The sequence below is a fragment of the Staphylococcus sp. ACRSN genome (assembly GCF_022346615.1).
Lineage (GTDB): Bacteria > Bacillota > Bacilli > Staphylococcales > Staphylococcaceae > Staphylococcus.
Window position 1 is genome coordinate 98,132 of the sequence record NZ_JAKRNS010000001.1, and the last position, 18,525, is coordinate 116,656.

Consider the following 18,525-nt stretch of genomic DNA (forward strand, 5'->3'; position numbering starts at 1 on the left):
TAGAAGGTTGGAAACATATAGCTGTTGTTATTATTTAAATAACTTTGTGTTCGTAAATGAATAGTAATTTCCCGAGAAATAAATAAGTGTATTGTGTAATAATACAAATTATGATTAAATTGATAAAACGCTTACATTCTAAAGGGGGAGTTAAATGATTACGTTTATCGTATCTATTATTTTACTAGTTGTAGGTTATTTTACTTATGGTAAATATATCGACAGAATGTTTGGAACTAAAGAAAGTAGGCCAACACCAGCTTATAATCAAAGAGATGATGTAGATTATGTACCGATGAAGACATCTTCAAATTCACTTATTCAATTATTAAATATTGCAGGTGTCGGGCCTATATTTGGTCCAATTATGGGGGCATTATATGGACCAGTGGCATTTATTTGGATTGTAGTTGGATGCATATTTGCAGGGGCAGTACATGATTACTTAACAGGTATGATTTCAATCAGAAACAAAGGCGCACATCTTCCTGAACTTGCAGGTAAATTTTTAGGTCAAGTTATGAAGCATTTTGTAAATGTTTTTTCTATTTTATTATTATTACTTACGGGTACAGTATTTGTTACAAGTCCAGCCCTATTGCTACATAACTTAATGGATGGTCGTATTGCTTTAGGTATTATTATATTTGTTATATTCCTTTATTATATTCTTTCAACTATCTTGCCGATTGATAAAATTATTGGTCGTATTTATCCGATATTCGGTGCACTGCTATTAATAAGTGCAGTTGGTGTAGGATTTCGTTTAATTCAAACTGGAGCACCAATACCTGAAATCAATATACAGAATATGCATCCTGATGGAGCACCAATATTTCCGTTATTATTCTTTACGATTACATGTGGTGCATTATCGGGATTTCATGCAACACAAACACCCATTATTTCAAGAACTACAAACAAAGAAAAGAATGCGCGTTTCATTTTTTATGGGATGATGATTGCAGAAGGTATTATTGCGATGATATGGGCAGCAGCAGGTATGAGTTTATTTAATGGTTATGATGGTTTAAATGAAGTACTAGCAAAAGGAGAGGCAGCTTTAGTAGTGAGTAGAGCTTCTCATTTATTATTAGGATCTGTCTTAGGAACGATTGCAGTATTAGGTGTCATCATCTTACCCATTACAAGTGGTGATACATCATTCAGAAGTGCGCGTATGATAATAGCAGATTATTTAAATTATAGTCAAAGTAGTTTATTAAAACGTATGATTGTATCGGCGCCATTATTTATAATTAGCTTTGCATTGACCCAAATTGATTTTACTATTTTATGGAGATATTTTTCTTGGGCAAATCAAACAACTGCAGTCATTGCATTATGGGTTGGTGCGATGTATTTACTTATCGCAAAGAAAAATTTTTGGGTGGCAGCGATTCCAGCGGTGTTTATGACTTGGAATATTTTTGTATATATTTTGAGCCAAAAAATAGGATTAGGTTTAAACCTTAATTTGAGTTATGGTATTGGTTTTATATTAACTGGTATTTGGATTGTTTATTTCATCTATCAATATAGAAGTATGACAGCTTCAGTGGATAATTTTGAATTAGATCATCCTATCCATAATCAACAACAAACAGTTTAACTAACATATGCCTTTGTGTATGTTAGTTTTTTTATATCACGATGTGAGTAGTATGTTTCACGAAAAACATAAAAATTATAGTTTTAAGCATGCGACATTAATATCAAATTGTATCATCCTAGCAAAAATGGCATATTAATGAGAATTTATAATGCGGTATTGAATATTTTATAAAAATGAAGAGCAGAATTTTAAAAATTATAATTGTGTAAAACGTAATTTAATGTATATTATTAAAGTTTTTTACAGATGTATTACGTTGGAATTTCTAAAAAATTACAATTTCATTGTATGTTATTTTTATGAGTGAAAATTCGTGATTTTTATTATAAAACTTGTTATGATGTTGAATCGTAAGTGATTAAGTAGAAATAGTAAATATTTAAAGGAATAATTAAACGAAGATAACAAATTAAATAAGTATGACTTAAACTGAAATATTCAAATAACGTTATTTATATAAAAAATCAGTAAGAAAATTTATTCAAATAGTATCTAATGTAGGTAAAATGCTCACATTAGTATATCAGGAATTCCTTTAATATTCATGAATATATCATTCAATGTACTGCTCATACTATATCAGACTTAATACCTTAATTATGAAAGCAGAGGTTTAAATATGTTAAAAGCAACAACAAGTATTGTAGAAAATGATAAATATGAAGTGCAGTCAGTAGATTCTCATTATCTGAAACGAATTGAAAAGAAAAATAAAATGGAACGTTATTTTTGTATAGCACAAAGCGAAAAATTATCATTAGAAGCACTATCAACTTACGTAAAATCAGCAAAAGAAGTTATGGCTCAATTAGGTGAAACAAATGCAAGAGCCACATTGACAGATATAGGAAATGGTAAGTATCAAGCTACGTTTATCTACTTTGAATCTACGCTTGATGCACTAAAAGTAGCAACTGAAAATTTGAACCTGTTAGCGTCTACGGAAGCGAAAAATCACATTTTAACAAATGAATAATATATAGATAGTAGTGAGACGGCAGTCTAATCATATTTAAAATTTTGCGTGGCGGCTCACACGGGTAAAGTTAACTAAGGTTTAATACGTCATGATAGTATAGGCTATTTAAACTTAGTCAGAAACTGACCAAACTATGACACAGGTTAAGACATTAATAATGTCCTAGCCTGTTTTTTTTATATAGTTTATGCGAATTTATTTAAAAGTCAGTGTTTAACTTTGATAATTTAACCAAATTACATATAAGATAGTAAGAAACTATTTAATGATTGATAGGTGATGATATTTATGGAAATTTCACATATAAATGAATTTGTAACATTAGCGCATTTTAAAAATTATTTTAAGGCATCACAAGTGCTTTATATAGCTCAATCTACGCTATCCAAACATATAGTAGCATTAGAAAATGAATGTGGTTACCAGTTGATTGATCGTAGTAATAAACAAATTAGATTAACTGAAGCGGGTGAATTATTTTTACATTATGCGGAATTAATTTTGCAAAATCATAAGGAGATGCAGGAACAATTGCAAAAACAGACTGCATCCGAAATAACGACAATTCAATTAGGAACATCACGTGTCATGATTGAATATGGTATTACAGAGATAGTGTCAAAAAGTATCAAGACACACCCAAATTTAAGATTTAAAGTACATGAAGGATTTGAACCAGATTTACACCGCATGATAGACGAAGGTAAGATTGATGTTAGTTTTTTAAGAGAAAAGGAAGCGGCAATAGGATCTGAAAGATATACGTACATGAGTGAAAGGTTATGTGCAGTAGTAGATCAATCACACCAATACGCAAATGAATCAACAATTACATTAGATATGTTAGAAGATACAGAATTATATATGACACCGGATTTCACATTAGAACATGAATTGTTTCTATCCGTATGTAAAAAGGAACAATTTTTTCCAATCATTTCTTTTACTGCGCCGCGTATCGAAAATTTATTAGAAATGGTGCATATTGGGGAAGGTGTAGCTTTAATTATGGAGCAACAGGCACGCTATTTTGCAGATGAAGCTATTGCTATTATCCCCTTTGAACCACAAATTACGACTTATATTAATATGACTATCCACGAGCATGTGAAGATAAATGATGCGATTGCTCATTTTATTGATTTGATTAAATTAAATGACAAAATTGAATAAGTAATCACATATACTTTGAGTGAATACAACGTTTCCAATGTAGAATGTAGATAGATACAAAGTTGAATTGATAATACCTCCTGAATTAATTTAAGATTAATTTTAATTTAAAAATATTTTAAGGAGGAAAATTTTTGAAAAAAATAATCATTTCAATTTTAAGTACAACGCTATTGTTAGCTGGTTGTAGTGCTCACGATGAAGAATCATCTAAAAAGCAGGACAACAAGGGTGTAGATACTTCAAAAGTAAAAATAAAAAATTACAATCAAGCTTCATCGAAATTAAAAATAGATAATACAAAATGGAAATATGATAGTAAAAATAAAGTCTATTATCAATTAAATGTAAGTTATGTATCCAAGCCACAAGCAAAAAATGTAGAAAAAATGGGTATTTACGTGCCTGCTGCTTACTTTAATGGCAAGAAAAATAGCAATGGTAATTATACAGTTTCTATTAATAAAACTAAAAAGTATAAGCATTATACAGCTAAAACTGCACCTATAGTCTATCCAGTAAATACACCAGGATACGCTTCACAAAGTGCACCTAAATCATATAATTATAGCTCTATTTCAAAATATATGAAATCAGGATTTATTTATGTACAAGCAGGGCTTAGAGGGAGAAGTATGAGTATGGGTAATCAACAATCAGAGCAGAAAAAATCCTCATATGAAATTGGTGCACCATGGGGTGTAACGGACTTGAAAGCAGCCGTACGTTATTACAGATTTAATAGTGGGAATTTACCTGGTAATAGTACAAAAGTTTATACTTTTGGACACAGTGGTGGAGGCGCACAAAGTTCAATTATGGGTGCTTCGGGTGATAGTAAATTGTATTACAAATATCTGAAGAAAATTGGCGCTGCTATGACAGATAAAGATGGAAAATATATCAGTGATAAAATTGATGGTGCAATGGCCTGGTGTCCAATAACAAGTCTAGACCAATCTGACGCAGCATACGAATGGAATATGGGGCAATTTTCAAACTCGGGTAAAAGAAAAAACAATACATTTACTGGTCAATTATCCAATGATTTAGCGGCAAGTTATGGTAAATATCTAAACAAATTGAATTTAAAAGATGGAAATAAGAAATTAGCATTGAAGCAATCCAAGAATGGCGAATATACTAGTGGATCGTATACTAAATATTTAAAAGAAGAAATTGAAAAATCAGCAACAGAGTTTTTAAATAATACAAAATTCTCTTATAAAAAACAAGATAGTCAACAAGCTGGCATGACAATGCCTAGTGGTAATAGTGATCATAATCAGCAACCACCACAAATGATGGGTCAAAATAACAATACTAAAACATATAAAACTATGAATGATTACTTGAAAGCATTAAATACAAAAGGTAAGTGGATTACCTATAACAAGAAAACGAAGAAAGCACATATTACTAGTTTAGAAGATTTTGCTAAGTATTATAAAAAACCAACAAAAGATGTACCAGCATTTGATGATTTAAATAAGAGTCAAGCTGAGAACGAAGTGTTTGGTACATCTGGAAGTAATAGTAAATTACATTTTGATAAAGCAGTTACGCAATTACTTAAAGATAAAAAGTCTGAATATAGTAAATTAAGTGGTTGGAAATCAAAATATGGTAAAGCTTATGAAGATGATTTGACGAAAAAAGATGCATTGGGATCATCTATCAGCATAAGACAAAATATGTATAATCCAATGTATTACTTATCGGATGCATATAGTGGCTATGGTAAATCAAATGTCGCTAATAATTGGAGAATTAGAACAGGTATTCAACAAGGAGACACATCGTTAAATGTAGAAACCAATTTAGCATTGGCATTAAAGCAAATTGTAGGAAAAGGTAATGTTGATTTCAAAACAGTGTGGGATAAACAACACACAATGGCTGAAACATCAGGAGATCCTGAAACAAACTTTATTAATTGGGTCAAAAAAGTGAATAAAAAATAAGACACTAATATAAGCATTTCGATTGGAATACCATCCAAAAGGTAGGTGGAATTTAACCTTTTTTCAGAATAAGTTCTTATTTAATATAAACTTGCAAATTTTCATTTAATCTATATAATTTAAGAACGAGGATTAAAGGGGATGAAAGATATGAAAAAGAAAAACCAACAATATAATATTAAAGAGGATTATATGGACTCTAGAGAAGAGTTAGAAATTCATGCTTTACGTATTCAAGAGCTTGAACAAAATCAGGCGAAAGGCAAGATTTTCTATGTTATTCCATTGTTCGCTTTATCAACAGCTGCCATCGTTATTGCAGTATATAGCTATTTAAAGCATAAATCATAAAATTCACCACTTTAGTATAGTGTAATTTTTCAAACCTAAAGTGGCATCAATAATTAAATAAAAACTCTGGGATATAAATTCCAGAAAAATAGCACTCAGATGAATTGAATTAATTTATCTGAGTGCTTCTTTTTATTCAATCTTTCGTATTGTTATCTCGCTTTCTTAGGGGACGGCTTCAGCCTGTAGTCTTCAGCTTGTCCTGTTCCCTCAAGAGTCTCGCTAAAATACATGGTATTTATAAATCAAAGTAATAATGAAAAAGGCAATTTCTATTGAAATAATATAGAAATTGCCTTTTTACTTTGTCCAAGAACTTAATGTCTCAGACCCTTTTCGTATATTTTTATGTTTAATTTAACTGATTTACTACATTTGTATTTCTTGTTTCGCATAGTAGTATGAGGATTCAGATTTTGGCGCTTGGAAAATAGATAATAAAATAAAAAGACCTACTTTTCCTAAAATCATTACACAGATAATTACTATTTTAGATAATACAGATAAATCAGCAGTAATACCTGTTGATAAACCAACGGTACCAAATGCGGAAACGACTTCAAATAATAATTTTAAAAATTCAATATGTGGTTCAGCAATAGTGATTATGAATGTTGCGATAGCAATTGAAAATATACCAAGTACAAATATTAATATTGCATTGCTTACTTGTTGTTTTACTAAAGAACGTTTAAAGATTTGCGGATGTTCAATACCCATCATTCTTGAGTAAATGTATACGAGCAACACTGTGAATGTAGTAACTTTAATTCCACCAGCTGAACTCATTGGTGCGGCACCAATAAACATCAGTACGATAAACACTAGAATTGTCGGATTCGTAATCTTACTCATATCGACTGAATTAAAGCCAGCTGTTCGTGTTGAAACAGATTGGAAAAATGATTTAAACAATTGTGTATGCACATCAGATCCTTTTAATACATGATGATATTCTAACAACCAAAAAGCAATCATTCCCCCTACGATAAGGATGAAAGTAGAGGTGAGTACTATTTTTGTGTGCAATTTTAAATTAGCAATTTTACGCGTTTTTACAATATCTAATATAACGATATAGCCTATCCCACCAAGGATGATTAGTGCTGGTATAATAATATTTATCATTGGATTAGAATTATATGACATGAGGTTATCTGAAAAAAGTGAAAATCCCGCATTATTAAAAGCTGAAACAGATGTGAATAAACTGATGAAACTGCCTCTAGCAAATCCATAATCTGGTATAAAAACCAAATTTAGAAATAAGAAACCTAGAAACTCTATGCCAAATGCAAAAGCAATCATTTGAATCGTTAATTTGAGTAGACTTGAATTTTTATCACTGTTCCAAGTAAGCATTAATAAACTACGTTCATTGTAAGTGATTTTTTTACGACTTAAGATAAGTACAAATATTGATAGCGTTACAATTCCTATTCCACCGATTTGTATGAGGAGCATAATAATTGTTTCACCCAAAGCGTTAAATTGTTTCGGTACATCTACAGTAGAGAGTCCAGTTACAGTGAATGCGCTACTAGCAACGAAAAAAGCATCGATTAATGATATCGGCTTCTTACCGGTTACAGGTAAATATAACAGTAGTGAACCAATTACTGTAGTCGTTAAAAAGAGTGATAAATATAAATAAGTTAATTGAGTAATATTTTTCAACTTTAATCACCTTGTTTTAATAGATATATAGGATAGTACGCCTATATTTTATTTATAGCAAGTGTTAGTTAAAGTTGGTGATTTGATTGTATATAAAAAACACTTTCGAATATTGTTACTATAGCGTAACCATTCAACGATCGTGTTTTTATAATGAAATAGATTAATTTAAGCTTGTGCCGCCACCGTTTAATCCATCTTTAATATATTGATTGACTTGATTATTGTATAAAAATTGAAGGTGTGTAATACCTGGAAGACGAATATTTTTCCCACCATTTAAGTATGAAAGCGTTGTTGCAACCACACCATCTGAAAGGCTATAAATGGAAGTGTATTTAATTTTATTGTCTTCGCCAGGACCATTAATGGCTTGATTTGTTGTTAATCCATTTGCACCTGCTAAAGTCACGACATTAGATACTTTAGTTTCTCCACCTAAATTTTTGATGAAATACATTGTATTTGCGCCCCCCATACTATGTGCGACGATATCCACTTTTTTAGCACCAGTTTGTTGTAACACACGATCGATATATCTTTTTAGTTGTGGTCCATTTGTAGAATTAGAGCCTTGTTTATTGTAGAATTCAACCGAATAAAATTGGTTACGATCCCATCCTTGAGAAGCTAAATAATTTTTAATGCCATAGAAATTTGATGCACTACCGCCAATACCGTGTACAAAGACTACTGGGTTATGTGTAGGTGTAGCCGCTTCTGATTTTGAAGAAAATCCAGTTAAACCAGTAACCATTAATAAGACACTTAAAACTATTGAAACTATTATTTTTTTCATATTCTATATCTCCTATATCTATATTTAAATTAATAATAATTTTAATTTTGATAAATAGCAATGTAAAATTTAATTATTTATTTTAAAAGTTGTTGTCTAGAATATAAAAATGAAAAAGCAACTACGAGTGGTTCAAGTAGTTGCTTTCAAATAAGCTAAATAGATTTAACATATTAGGATGTGTATACGCTATTTTTAATTTCTGCTTTATATATTAATCTTAAAGCAATTATCATTATAATAAGTGCGATAATTCTTTTGATATCAAAGTGAATTGTTAAACCTTCAAACCAACCAAAATGATCAATAATCATTCCCATAGTTAATTGTCCAATTACAGCAGAAATATTAGCTGAAATCACACCGATTTTTGGTATTGCAACGATAGTTAGGAATAAGTAACCAACACCAAACCAAACTGCAGCAAGTTGCCATTTTGGTGCGTGGAAAAATTCTAAAAAGCTACCTTGACCAAAGAACAAAGTAATTATAAATAATATTAAACCACCTGTTATAAAAGTTAAAAAAGCACTTTCTAATGTGCCAGCTTTTTTACTAAATGCCCCGTTAACTGCTGATTGTGTACTTAAGGTAACGCCTGCTATGAGTGCGCTAATCACTATAAAAATTTGCATCATAGACCTCCTAATAAATTAATGTTAAGGCGATAATCATTAAAATAATCGCAATAATTTTTTCGATACGCAATGGCTTTTTTTCGCTACCTAAAAGGCCGAAATGTTCAATTACTGCACTCATAATCATTTGACCAACTACGACACTTCCCATTGCTAGTCCAACACCAATAATTGGGATTGTAATAACCAAGACAGTAAGGTAGATAACTCCAAGTAAACCGCCAGTGAGTTCCCATTTAGGAGCCTTTATAGCATAAGATAAAGACCCTTTACCTAAAAATAATAAAGCGATGGCTAAAATAATGGAGCCAATGGCAAAATTATATAAACTACTTTCTAATTTTCCAATTTGGTCTCCTAAAACAGCATAAATCGCACCTTCAATACTTAAAAATATACCTGCCACAATGGCAATAATGTAAAAAACAAATTTATTCATGACTTACCTCTCTTCCTTATTTCGCGAATTAACGAATTAAGCATTATAAAAAAAGATCTCTGGTTAAAGATCTTTTTTCATAATGTTGACTAATTCATTAATATTGGATTCGTTTCTTCTATAGTATGTCCATTGGCCATGACGTTCTGACTCCAATAATCCTACTTGTTGCATCATTTTTAAATAGTGTGAAACTGTTGAAGGAGACATGTTAGCTTTTTCTTGAATATCTCCAACACAAACGCCACCTTTATCGCTCAAATTTTTGTTGAGATGAGCAGTCGGTTTATCAAAATGATCTAGCGGGTTCTTTAGCCAAACTAAAATATCTACGCGTGTGCGATTACTCAATACTTTAAAAACATCTACTATATTTTCCATATGAGCTATATTATTCGATAATTATCGAAATGTCAAATAGGAAAATCACTAAATTAATATTGTATCTGCTATAGTAGCTAGATAGTATCTTTCAATTCTTTATACATATTTTCAGTAACCTGATCTAACTCATTCTTGGTCATAGTTAGACGGTCTTTAGACGACCCATAGCCAATGTATACTTTATCTTGTTCTAATCCTGTGAAAATCTCATTGATAAAATCTATTGGATTGGCACCGAATGTATGGATGCCCTTTCCACCTAGGTCAGTATTAACAGCAGGAGGGATCACCTCATAAACATTTGTATTTGTTTCAGAGAGTTGATGTCTCAAACTCGTAGAAAATGAACTAACTGCTGCCTTAGTAGCAGAATAAATAGGTGCAATTGCCATAGGTGAGAATGCTAAACCAGAAGAAACATTAATGATGCTAGCTGTTTTATTTGATTTGGCAAAATATTGTCCGAATAAAATAGAAAGCTGGACTGTAGCATCTAAATTAATTTTAATTTCTGAATTTAAAGTATCCCAATCGTTTTTGGCATCTGCGGTTAATACATTGAAACGATTTTGAATACCTGCATTATTGACGATAACATTAATATTGGGATAGTTAGCAGTTACCCATTCAAATAATGCGACTCTTTCGTCAGCATTTGCGACATCGCACTGTTTCGTTACGATTTCAGGGAAGCTTTCCTTAAGTGCTAGTAATTTATCATTATTGCGACCGCAAACAATAATTTGATTACCCTTATTGTAAAATGCTTTTGAAAATTGATAACCGATACCTGAAGCGCCACCTGTAATTAAAATTGTATTACCTTTTATATTCAATATATACACTCCTATTTTAGTGTGAAAAGTATAGTATGTTTAGAAGGTGAATACGAATAATTGAATTATCATAGTACCTTTTAAATTTACTAAACCACTTATGTAGACATATTCCTTAAAGTGTATATATAATTTTTTTAAAATATATAAATATATGATATGTTAACACAACGATATAAAGTCATTATGAACAGGAGAATGGGAAAATGAAAGTAGCTTTAGTAACAGGCGCGAGTAGTGGTATCGGTTATGAAACTGCTAAAAATTTAGCTAAAAAAGACTATATAGTTTATGCAGGGTCTAGAACAGTAGAAAATATGCAGTCATTGAAAGCGTATCATGCAAATATTGTACAATTGGATGTTACAAATCAACAACAAATACAACAAGTTATTAATGAAATTATTAATAAAGAAGGAAAAATAGATGTTTTAGTGAATAGTGCAGGTTATGGATCGCTAGGTGCAGTAGAAGATATTAAATTAAGCGAAGCTAAAAAACAATTTGATGTAAATTTATTTGGTTTATCAGAAGTAATTAAAGCAGTATTACCATCCATGCGTGCTAATCAAAATGGAACGATTGTGAATGTATCATCGGTTAGTGGTCGTTTACCTAGTTATTTTGGTGCTTGGTATAACGCGTCTAAACACGCATTAGAAGGTTATAGCTCAAGCTTACGATTAGAAGTATCAGACTTTGGTATAAAAGTTGTTGTGATCCAACCGGGGAGTATTAATACGAATTGGGGATTGATTGCTGCTGATAACTTAGCAAAAGTATCACGAGGTGGTGCTTATCACGAAAAATCAGCTTTAATATCAGATATGTTGCGTACACAATTCAAATCGAATCAATTACCACAACCATCTGTAGTAGCAAAGCGTATTGTAAAGACGATAGAACATAATCACATACGTCAACGATTTATCGTTGGAAAATTTGCAAAATGTTTAGTTTTTGTGAACAAAATATTGCCAGGAAAACTATATAACTGGATTATTCAAAGAGGTATTTAAAACCAATATAGGTTTTTGAAGCTTTAAAATGCTTTTATAACAGTTTTTTACAGTAAATATGAATAAATGATGAAGATATTCAATTATATTGTGAGATAAGTTATACTAGTCAAATTTAAATTTAGTTAAATGTATAATAATAAAAGTACTTTGAATTATTGATAATTCAAGATATAATAGTTAAAGCGTAGAGAAAAATTTAATATATTGAATAGTTATAAACTGTAGATATACTTTTTTCAAAGATTAACAACTTAGGATAATCTTTGATGGGAGTATATCCTTTTTATTAAAAACGTTTTCATTATTAAAAAGTTACGCCTTTTTTAGTTTTAAAAAATACATATCGCATGTTTATGTTTTATCTTTATACGGTTGGTATATGTTCATTAAACTATAGGACAAGTTTAATTAGAACATGATTAATGAAGTGTATTTGAAAAAGGGAGTGGCTTTTTAATTTTTGTGAGGAGGAAGAGTGTGAAATTTTTTAAAAAAGTTAGTTTGCCTATGCAAATAGTCATCGCTTTAATTTTAGGGGTAATTGTAGGAAGTATTTTACATGGTAACAAGGACGTTATAAATTATATTCAACCATTCGGAGATATATTTTTAAATTTGATTAAAATGATTGTCGTACCAATTGTATTTTGTTCATTAGCAATTTCTATTTCAAATGTTGGTGACACAAAAACGATTGGACGTTATGGTGGTAAAACACTATTGTACTTTATTTTTATGACAACTTTTGCAATCGCTTTAGGTTTAATATTTGGGAATTTATTTAAACCGGGTAGTGGTTTAAATGCAGATTTACTACCTAAAGGTGATATTTCAAAATATGAAAGTACTGCAAAAGGTGCAGAAGGTAGTACATACGGGAACCACTTAATAGATACAATTGTAAATATTGTACCAACTAATATATTTGAGGCATTATCTTCAGGTGAGTTATTGCCTATTATCTTTTTCTCTGTGTTCTTTGGTCTTGCTTTAGCTGCAATTGGTGAAAAAGCAAAACCAGTTAAAGACGTCTTAGGAGGCGCGCTTGAAGCGGTATTCTGGATGATTGGTAAAGTGTTATTATTAGCGCCAATCGCAGTATTTGCTTTTATTAGTACAACGATTATTACATTTGGTATTTCAGCATTAATTCCATTATTCAAATTATGCTTAACGGTTGTTATTGCAATGTTCTTCTTTATCTTCATTGTATTGGGAATCGTATCACGTTTATGTGGTGTTAAGATTATTAGTATAATGAAATTATTGAAAAACGAATTGATGCTTGCATTTTCAACGGCAAGTTCAGAAGCGGTATTACCGACAGTTATGAGAAAAATGGAACGTTTTGGTGTACCGAGAGATATTGCATCGTTTGTGTTGCCAACAGGATATTCATTTAACCTTGATGGGGCAGCAATGTACCAATCAATTGCGGCTCTGTTCGTTGCGCAACTCTACGGTGTACATTTAAGTATCGGTGAGCAAATCATATTAATGATCACATTAATGTTAACTTCAAAAGGTATGGCTGGTGTGCCAGGTGCATCAATTGTTGTATTATTAACGACATTAGGTTCAGTTGGATTAAATCCACAAGGACTGGCATTAATCATTGGTGTGGACAGAATTTTAGAAATGCTTAGAACATGTGTAAATGTATTAGGTAACTCTGTAGCAAGTGTTGTTATTGCAAAATCAGAGGGTGTCTACGATAAACAACGTGGAGAAGAGTATTTAAAAAGCCAAGTATAGATTGATAATTTAGCGTAACTACTATAAAAAATCTATTACTAATAATCAAAGGTAGCTTCCTATTTATTTAGGAGCTACCTTTTTTTGCGTACTATGACATTTAATGGCGTTGTAATGAAGGTTTACTTTTATTTATAAACATAAAGACTAAGGAAAGACAAAGAAATATGATACCAATTAATTTTTTAATATCAAATTGAATTATTTGTGAACCAAATAAACCAAAGTGATCGATGATTAGACCACATAATAGTTGTCCAATAATTACCATAACCAATGCATTTGTAACACCAATTTTAGGTATAACAAGCGGCATAATTGTTAGAAAAACAATACCAAAAAAAGCAGAAGATAAATATAGTTTTGGCATGTTTAATAGTAATAATGGGTTATCATTACTGTAAATAAAAAGTATAAATAAAAATAGTGTACCTACTGCAAATGAGATTAAAGCACTTTCTAGTATACCGACTACTTGTCCTAATTTCCCATTTATTGTTTGCTGTAAGCTAATAATAATACCAGCTAATAATGATATTGAAATAATGATTAAAACCATGTGAGATGCCTCCTATAAAATAAAGTAAAGTGCGATAAATAGTAATAATATTGCAATGATTCTATTCCACGAAATTCGGGTTTTTGTTGTGTTAAATAGTCCCCAATGTTCAACTAGCATACTCGTTATTAATTGGCCAATGATGATGCAAGTTAAAGTGATACTCACACCATTTGAAGCGACACTTATAAAAAGCATGATTACACCCGAAGCACCTAATAGCCCTCCCATTAACTGCCATGTGCTATTCCTAGGTAAAAGTTTAAAGTTTCCTTTTCCAAAGAATAAAACGATTAAAAGTAAAAGTACTGTGCCCATGAGGAAAATATAAAAAGTACTTAAAATAGCCCCAGTTTTATCTGATAAAATCCCTCCTAAGGCGGCTTCAATACTCAAACATATGCCTGAAAATAAGGCTAAAATATAAAATAAAATAGTCATCACTTTATCCTCCGAATTAAGTTAATAAAATATTTGATAAATAACAGGTTAATTGATATTTAGTATACAAAACTAGGCATATTAGCCTAAAATTGTAGTCAATCAGATTTAACATTTGTGGCATATAGACTAAGTATTAAAGTAAAAATGCCTAGAAAAAGTAGTTTAAATTTCATAACATAAGTAATTGATAATAGTTTTCAGTTGGTGGGGAATAGATTGTAAAAATCTTATATTAGTATTAAATGTTTAAATCATTACTAAAAGGTGGATTAATAATACAAGATAAATAACGAGGCTATTTTAGATTTTAAAATCATTTGAAATAAAAATAGTTGTAATAGTTTAAAAATGGAGGTGATGTACCGTTGAAATTACATACAAACAAAGCATTTTCAGTAGGAAAGCAGTTTCCAATAAATATTATTACTCACTTTCATAAACCGGGAGATGAGTATCAAATTCATTCACATGAATTTATTGAATTAATCTATGTTTACTCTGGAAAAGGCTACCACACATACAAAGGCGCAACGCATAATTTGTCAGAAGGTGATATTTGTGTGATTAAACCAGGAGAATATCATGGTTATTATACAGATAATGATTCCACTATGGAAACATACTTAGTTTTATTTCAACCTGAAGTATTACGAGAAGAATTATTTAATCTTTCTAATGTAGAAGAGATTATGGAGTTCTTCTATTTACAAATATTTCTAAAACGAGATTATGAGCTTACCGACAAACTAACATTGAACCCTAGAGAAAGAATAAGAATCGACATACTAATAAAAACTATAATGGAAGAATTAGAAAATAAAGAATTAGGATATGAGTTGCTTATTAAATCTAGATTAATAGAGATGTTTATTTTCTTGAGTAGAGTGTACGAAAAGCATAAAAATAGTATAAACAAACATGAAGAAGATGACTTGATGATAAGTTGGATTATTGAATTTATTGAACATCATTATAATAAGCACATGAATTTAGATGCTATTTGTAGGTTGGCCGGTATGAGTAAATCTGCATTCACACATAAATTTAAAAATCAAACAGGTACCAATCTATTAAATTATAGAAATGATATAAGAATTAAACAGGCAAAACATCTGCTATTAACGAGTAATAAGAAAATCATAGATATTTCAAATGAAGTAGGATTTTTAGATATTAGTAATTTTAATAAAGTATTTAAAAAGAAGACGGGAATGTCGCCTAAAGTGTTTAAGAAAAAGGGTTATGAAAATAAATCAATGGAGAATAAATGATGAAAAAAATAGTTACTATTTTGTGTATCAGTTTATTATTTATCACAACTGGTTGCGCTCATGAGAAAGACAATTTAAATAATAAGGAAGAGAAAGTATACAAACAAGCAGATGGTAAGAAAGTAAATATACCTAAAAATCCACAGCGTATAGCAGTTTTAACGCCATTTTATGTTGGAGATTTTATTAAATTAGGCATCAAGCCGGTAGCGGTTTTGGATTGGACAAAAGACTCTAATATTTTAAAACCATATTTGAAAAAAAGTGCATCTGTAGGTGAAAATGATGTTGAGGAAGTGGCAAAGCAAAAGCCTGACTTAATTATAACTGATTCAAGAGATAAAAATATTAAAAAATATAATAAAATAGCGCCTACTATTGCTTTTGGACCTACCGATTATAATTATAAAGAAATTATTGTCGAAGTTGGAAAAATAACTAATAATAAAAAACAAGCGCAAGACTGGGTAACAGAATGGGAGAAGAAAACTAAGAAAGATAAAGAAGAGATTCAAGCCAAGACACATGGTGCTACAGCTTCAATTTTTGAACCTAAGACTAAAGAAATATATATTTACGGACAAAGTTGGGGTGGTAGAGGTTTAGAAATAATACATGGTGCTTTTGGAATGCCGATGAATGAACCTTATAAACAAAAATTGAATAAAGAAGGATACCACACGATATCTAAAGAAGAAATAGATAAATTATCAGGTGATTATTTATTTTTATCTGAATCGAAGGAAGCAAATTTTGATTTTAAAAATACAAATGCTTGGAAAAATATTGACGCAGTAAAAAATAATAAGGTATTTGAATATAGAGCGGAAGACTATTGGTTTACTGATCCTATCACATTAGAAAATTTAAGGGGAAAATTAAAAAAAGAAATATTATCTAAGTAGTAGTATGTAATGTAAAATATAATTCCAAATTATAGTCATTAGAGAATAAGGCACTTCAAGACGAATTGGATCATATTAGATGAAAATACCCCAAAACAGAGATAGCTCATCACATGAAATATTGCTATCAAAAAACAATCCATAAATGAACTTTAAAGTTCACTTATGGATTTTTTCTCATAACATTTAAGAATGATGAAAGAATGAATTAGAGAAAAGAATTATAGCAAACGAATTTTACTTATTTTAATTTAAATAGTTACAAAACGACCTATTATTTGTAAATAGTTTTTCGCTACTATAATATATTTTTTAACAAATTTATATTACAAAAAATATTATTTTGTTGAGTGGGTATTATATTTGTTAAAAAGCATTTGTCATAAGAATGGTAGAAAGGTGAAAGATTAAGAAAGTAAATGCAGAATAACTATCAAATTTAAAAAAGAAAGGTTGCGTGTGATGGGCGAAGCGTATCGAATACACAGGATAAAAGAAAATTGGGGTATCATTATAGCTATTATATTTATTGCGTCTACATTGCGTGCGCCATTGACCTCTGTAGGTCCAGTAGTTAGTGAAATTACTACAGTATTAAAAGTCAGTGATAGTGTGGCTGGATCGTTAATTACGATTCCATTGATTATTTTTGCAATTGTCTCACCTTTGGTATCAAAAGTTACGGCACAATTAACTGTATCGAGAACAATTTTACTCTCTATGTTGCTATTAAGTATTGCACTTATTGTTAGAGTTGTAGGAGATATTAATATCTTTTTGTTAGGTACTGTATTATTAGGTATAGGTATTGCTTTTGGTAATGTACTTTTGCCTAGTTTTGTAAAATGGTATTTCCCTACACAAATAGGTATAGCGACAGGTATATATAGTGCCACAATGCACTTTACTGCTGGTATTGGCGGTGGTCTGAGTTTCCCTTTATCTACAATTTCACCACTTAGTTTTAGAATTTCTCTCTCCGTATGGTTCATTTTAGCGATTATCGCTATCGTATTATGGCTTCCAAAAGCGGTTCACGTCTTCCATTTAGAAAAAGCATCGAAACAACAAAGTTATACCACTTCCCACTGTAATAAAAATGTATTTAAATCAAGGTTAGCATGGATGTTAGCAATCACAATGGGATTTCAATCAATGATTGTGTACACAGTCGTAGCATGGGTACCTTCTATTTTAATAGATAGAGGCATAGAGCCAACTACCGCTGGTTATTTATTCATGATCAATCAATTTGCACAAGTTCCGATGACATTTACATTTCCTATAATTGCAGACAAATTAAAAGATCAACGTATTTTAGTTTTTATCGTTTCATTTTTATTTTTAATAGGGTTTACTCTGCTATTTTCACATACACTCTTTTTATTAATTATAGGTATTATCATTGCGGGATTAGCAATGGGGGCATGTTTTAGTCTATGTATGACATTCTTCTCTATTAGGGCACGTACGAGTGATGGCAGTGTTTCTTTATCAGGATTTGGTCAATCATTAGGTTACTTTATTGGTGCCATAGGACCAATTTGTGTAGGATTTACTTATGATGCCACAGGGACTTGGAATATTGCGATTATATCCTTATTGGTCATGTCGTTACTTTTTGCAGTATTTGGTTACTTTGCTGCTGAAAATAAAGTGATTGAAGATGAATAGTTGGCCTATTAATAATTTATTTTGAGAGGAGTATTTGGAA

Annotated in this window: 18 protein-coding genes; 10 read left to right on the top strand and 8 right to left on the bottom strand. The window is 30.6% G+C overall.

Annotated elements, in window-relative coordinates; translation table 11 throughout:
• Window positions 1–154 precede the first annotated feature (154 nt).
• From MHZ36_RS00490 to MHZ36_RS00510, 5 genes are all read left to right on the top strand, one after another.
• Window positions 155–1,612: a carbon starvation CstA family protein gene (locus MHZ36_RS00490; RefSeq protein WP_239228914.1), complete on the top strand. Its 1,458-nt coding sequence runs from the start codon at window positions 155–157 to the stop codon at window positions 1,610–1,612.
• Between the two features lie 622 nt (window positions 1,613–2,234).
• The gene (locus MHZ36_RS00495; protein WP_239228916.1) at window positions 2,235–2,591 is read left to right on the top strand and encodes a hypothetical protein; all 357 of its coding nucleotides are present in this window, start codon (window positions 2,235–2,237) and stop codon (window positions 2,589–2,591) included.
• Between the two features lie 291 nt (window positions 2,592–2,882).
• Window positions 2,883–3,767 (top strand): LysR family transcriptional regulator, encoded by an 885-nt coding sequence (locus MHZ36_RS00500; protein WP_239228917.1) that lies wholly within the window; start codon window positions 2,883–2,885, stop codon window positions 3,765–3,767.
• A 134-nt stretch (window positions 3,768–3,901) separates the two neighbouring features.
• Window positions 3,902–5,731 (top strand): subtype A tannase, encoded by a 1,830-nt coding sequence (locus MHZ36_RS00505; protein WP_239228919.1) that lies wholly within the window; start codon window positions 3,902–3,904, stop codon window positions 5,729–5,731.
• A gap of 150 nt (window positions 5,732–5,881) precedes the next feature.
• Entirely contained in the window at window positions 5,882–6,082 is a 201-nt protein-coding gene (locus tag MHZ36_RS00510) for a hypothetical protein (protein WP_239228921.1), read from the top strand.
• Window positions 6,083–6,451: 369 nt separating this feature from the next.
• On the opposite strand, the gene MHZ36_RS00515 is transcribed toward MHZ36_RS00510, so the two are convergent.
• From MHZ36_RS00515 to MHZ36_RS00540, 6 genes are all read right to left on the bottom strand, one after another.
• Window positions 6,452–7,759 carry a TrkH family potassium uptake protein gene (locus MHZ36_RS00515; RefSeq protein WP_239228923.1) on the bottom strand — a complete coding sequence of 436 codons (1,308 nt, stop codon included), beginning with the start codon at window positions 7,757–7,759 and terminating at the stop codon, window positions 6,452–6,454.
• 163 nt (window positions 7,760–7,922) lie between these two features.
• On the bottom strand, window positions 7,923–8,558 hold the full coding sequence (locus tag MHZ36_RS00520; RefSeq protein ID WP_239228924.1) for an esterase/lipase family protein: 636 nt from the start codon (window positions 8,556–8,558) through the stop codon (window positions 7,923–7,925).
• Between the two features lie 173 nt (window positions 8,559–8,731).
• Window positions 8,732–9,193: a DMT family transporter gene (locus MHZ36_RS00525; protein ID WP_239228925.1), complete on the bottom strand. Its 462-nt coding sequence runs from the start codon at window positions 9,191–9,193 to the stop codon at window positions 8,732–8,734.
• Window positions 9,194–9,203: 10 nt separating this feature from the next.
• Entirely contained in the window at window positions 9,204–9,635 is a 432-nt protein-coding gene (locus tag MHZ36_RS00530) for a DMT family transporter (RefSeq protein WP_239228926.1), read from the bottom strand.
• Window positions 9,636–9,698: 63 nt separating this feature from the next.
• Window positions 9,699–10,016: an ArsR/SmtB family transcription factor gene (locus MHZ36_RS00535; RefSeq protein ID WP_239228927.1), complete on the bottom strand. Its 318-nt coding sequence runs from the start codon at window positions 10,014–10,016 to the stop codon at window positions 9,699–9,701.
• A 77-nt stretch (window positions 10,017–10,093) separates the two neighbouring features.
• On the bottom strand, window positions 10,094–10,855 hold the full coding sequence (locus MHZ36_RS00540) for an SDR family oxidoreductase (RefSeq protein ID WP_239228928.1): 762 nt from the start codon (window positions 10,853–10,855) through the stop codon (window positions 10,094–10,096).
• A 206-nt stretch (window positions 10,856–11,061) separates the two neighbouring features.
• On the opposite strand from MHZ36_RS00540, the gene MHZ36_RS00545 reads away from it, so the two are divergent.
• Both MHZ36_RS00545 and MHZ36_RS00550 read left to right on the top strand, forming a co-directional pair.
• Entirely contained in the window at window positions 11,062–11,874 is an 813-nt protein-coding gene (locus tag MHZ36_RS00545; protein ID WP_239228929.1) for an oxidoreductase, read from the top strand.
• A 510-nt stretch (window positions 11,875–12,384) separates the two neighbouring features.
• Window positions 12,385–13,632, top strand: coding sequence for a dicarboxylate/amino acid:cation symporter (locus MHZ36_RS00550; protein ID WP_239229212.1), 1,248 nt, complete (start codon window positions 12,385–12,387; stop codon window positions 13,630–13,632).
• Window positions 13,633–13,732: 100 nt separating this feature from the next.
• On the opposite strand, the gene MHZ36_RS00555 is transcribed toward MHZ36_RS00550, so the two are convergent.
• Window positions 13,733–14,191: a DMT family transporter gene (locus tag MHZ36_RS00555; protein ID WP_239228930.1), complete on the bottom strand. Its 459-nt coding sequence runs from the start codon at window positions 14,189–14,191 to the stop codon at window positions 13,733–13,735.
• A gap of 12 nt (window positions 14,192–14,203) precedes the next feature.
• Window positions 14,204–14,632, bottom strand: coding sequence for a DMT family transporter (locus MHZ36_RS00560; protein WP_239228931.1), 429 nt, complete (start codon window positions 14,630–14,632; stop codon window positions 14,204–14,206).
• A 368-nt stretch (window positions 14,633–15,000) separates the two neighbouring features.
• Between MHZ36_RS00560 and MHZ36_RS00565 the strand changes: the two genes are divergently transcribed.
• The 3 genes from MHZ36_RS00565 (at window position 15,001) to MHZ36_RS00575 (ending at window position 18,485) form a co-directional block, all read left to right on the top strand.
• Window positions 15,001–15,906, top strand: coding sequence for a helix-turn-helix domain-containing protein (locus tag MHZ36_RS00565; protein ID WP_239228932.1), 906 nt, complete (start codon window positions 15,001–15,003; stop codon window positions 15,904–15,906).
• Window positions 15,906–16,811, top strand: a complete 906-nt coding sequence (locus MHZ36_RS00570) for an ABC transporter substrate-binding protein (protein WP_239228933.1) — start codon at window positions 15,906–15,908, stop codon at window positions 16,809–16,811. The genes MHZ36_RS00565 and MHZ36_RS00570 overlap by 1 nt, the downstream gene beginning before the upstream one ends.
• A gap of 462 nt (window positions 16,812–17,273) precedes the next feature.
• Complete coding sequence (locus tag MHZ36_RS00575) at window positions 17,274–18,485, top strand: CynX/NimT family MFS transporter (protein WP_239228935.1); 1,212 nt, start codon at window positions 17,274–17,276, stop codon at window positions 18,483–18,485.
• Window positions 18,486–18,525 lie beyond the last annotated feature (40 nt).

Bases quoted from the DNA above. Each gene is read 5' to 3' on its own strand.
- MHZ36_RS00560 (WP_239228931.1), bottom strand. From the start codon at position 14,632: ATGACTATTTTATTTTATATTTTAGCCTTATTTTCAGGCATATGTTTG.
- MHZ36_RS00520 (WP_239228924.1), bottom strand. From the start codon at position 8,558: ATGAAAAAAATAATAGTTTCAATAGTTTTAAGTGTCTTATTAATGGTT.
- MHZ36_RS00510 (WP_239228921.1), top strand. From the start codon at position 5,882: ATGAAAAAGAAAAACCAACAATATAATATTAAAGAGGATTATATGGAC.
- MHZ36_RS00550 (WP_239229212.1), top strand. From the start codon at position 12,385: ATGCAAATAGTCATCGCTTTAATTTTAGGGGTAATTGTAGGAAGTATT.
- MHZ36_RS00530 (WP_239228926.1), bottom strand. From the start codon at position 9,635: ATGAATAAATTTGTTTTTTACATTATTGCCATTGTGGCAGGTATATTT.
- MHZ36_RS00545 (WP_239228929.1), top strand. From the start codon at position 11,062: ATGAAAGTAGCTTTAGTAACAGGCGCGAGTAGTGGTATCGGTTATGAA.
- MHZ36_RS00490 (WP_239228914.1), top strand. From the start codon at position 155: ATGATTACGTTTATCGTATCTATTATTTTACTAGTTGTAGGTTATTTT.
- MHZ36_RS00525 (WP_239228925.1), bottom strand. From the start codon at position 9,193: ATGCAAATTTTTATAGTGATTAGCGCACTCATAGCAGGCGTTACCTTA.
- MHZ36_RS00575 (WP_239228935.1), top strand. From the start codon at position 17,274: ATGGGCGAAGCGTATCGAATACACAGGATAAAAGAAAATTGGGGTATC.
- MHZ36_RS00500 (WP_239228917.1), top strand. From the start codon at position 2,883: ATGGAAATTTCACATATAAATGAATTTGTAACATTAGCGCATTTTAAA.
- MHZ36_RS00570 (WP_239228933.1), top strand. From the start codon at position 15,906: ATGAAAAAAATAGTTACTATTTTGTGTATCAGTTTATTATTTATCACA.
- MHZ36_RS00555 (WP_239228930.1), bottom strand. From the start codon at position 14,191: ATGGTTTTAATCATTATTTCAATATCATTATTAGCTGGTATTATTATT.
- MHZ36_RS00535 (WP_239228927.1), bottom strand. From the start codon at position 10,016: ATGGAAAATATAGTAGATGTTTTTAAAGTATTGAGTAATCGCACACGC.
- MHZ36_RS00495 (WP_239228916.1), top strand. From the start codon at position 2,235: ATGTTAAAAGCAACAACAAGTATTGTAGAAAATGATAAATATGAAGTG.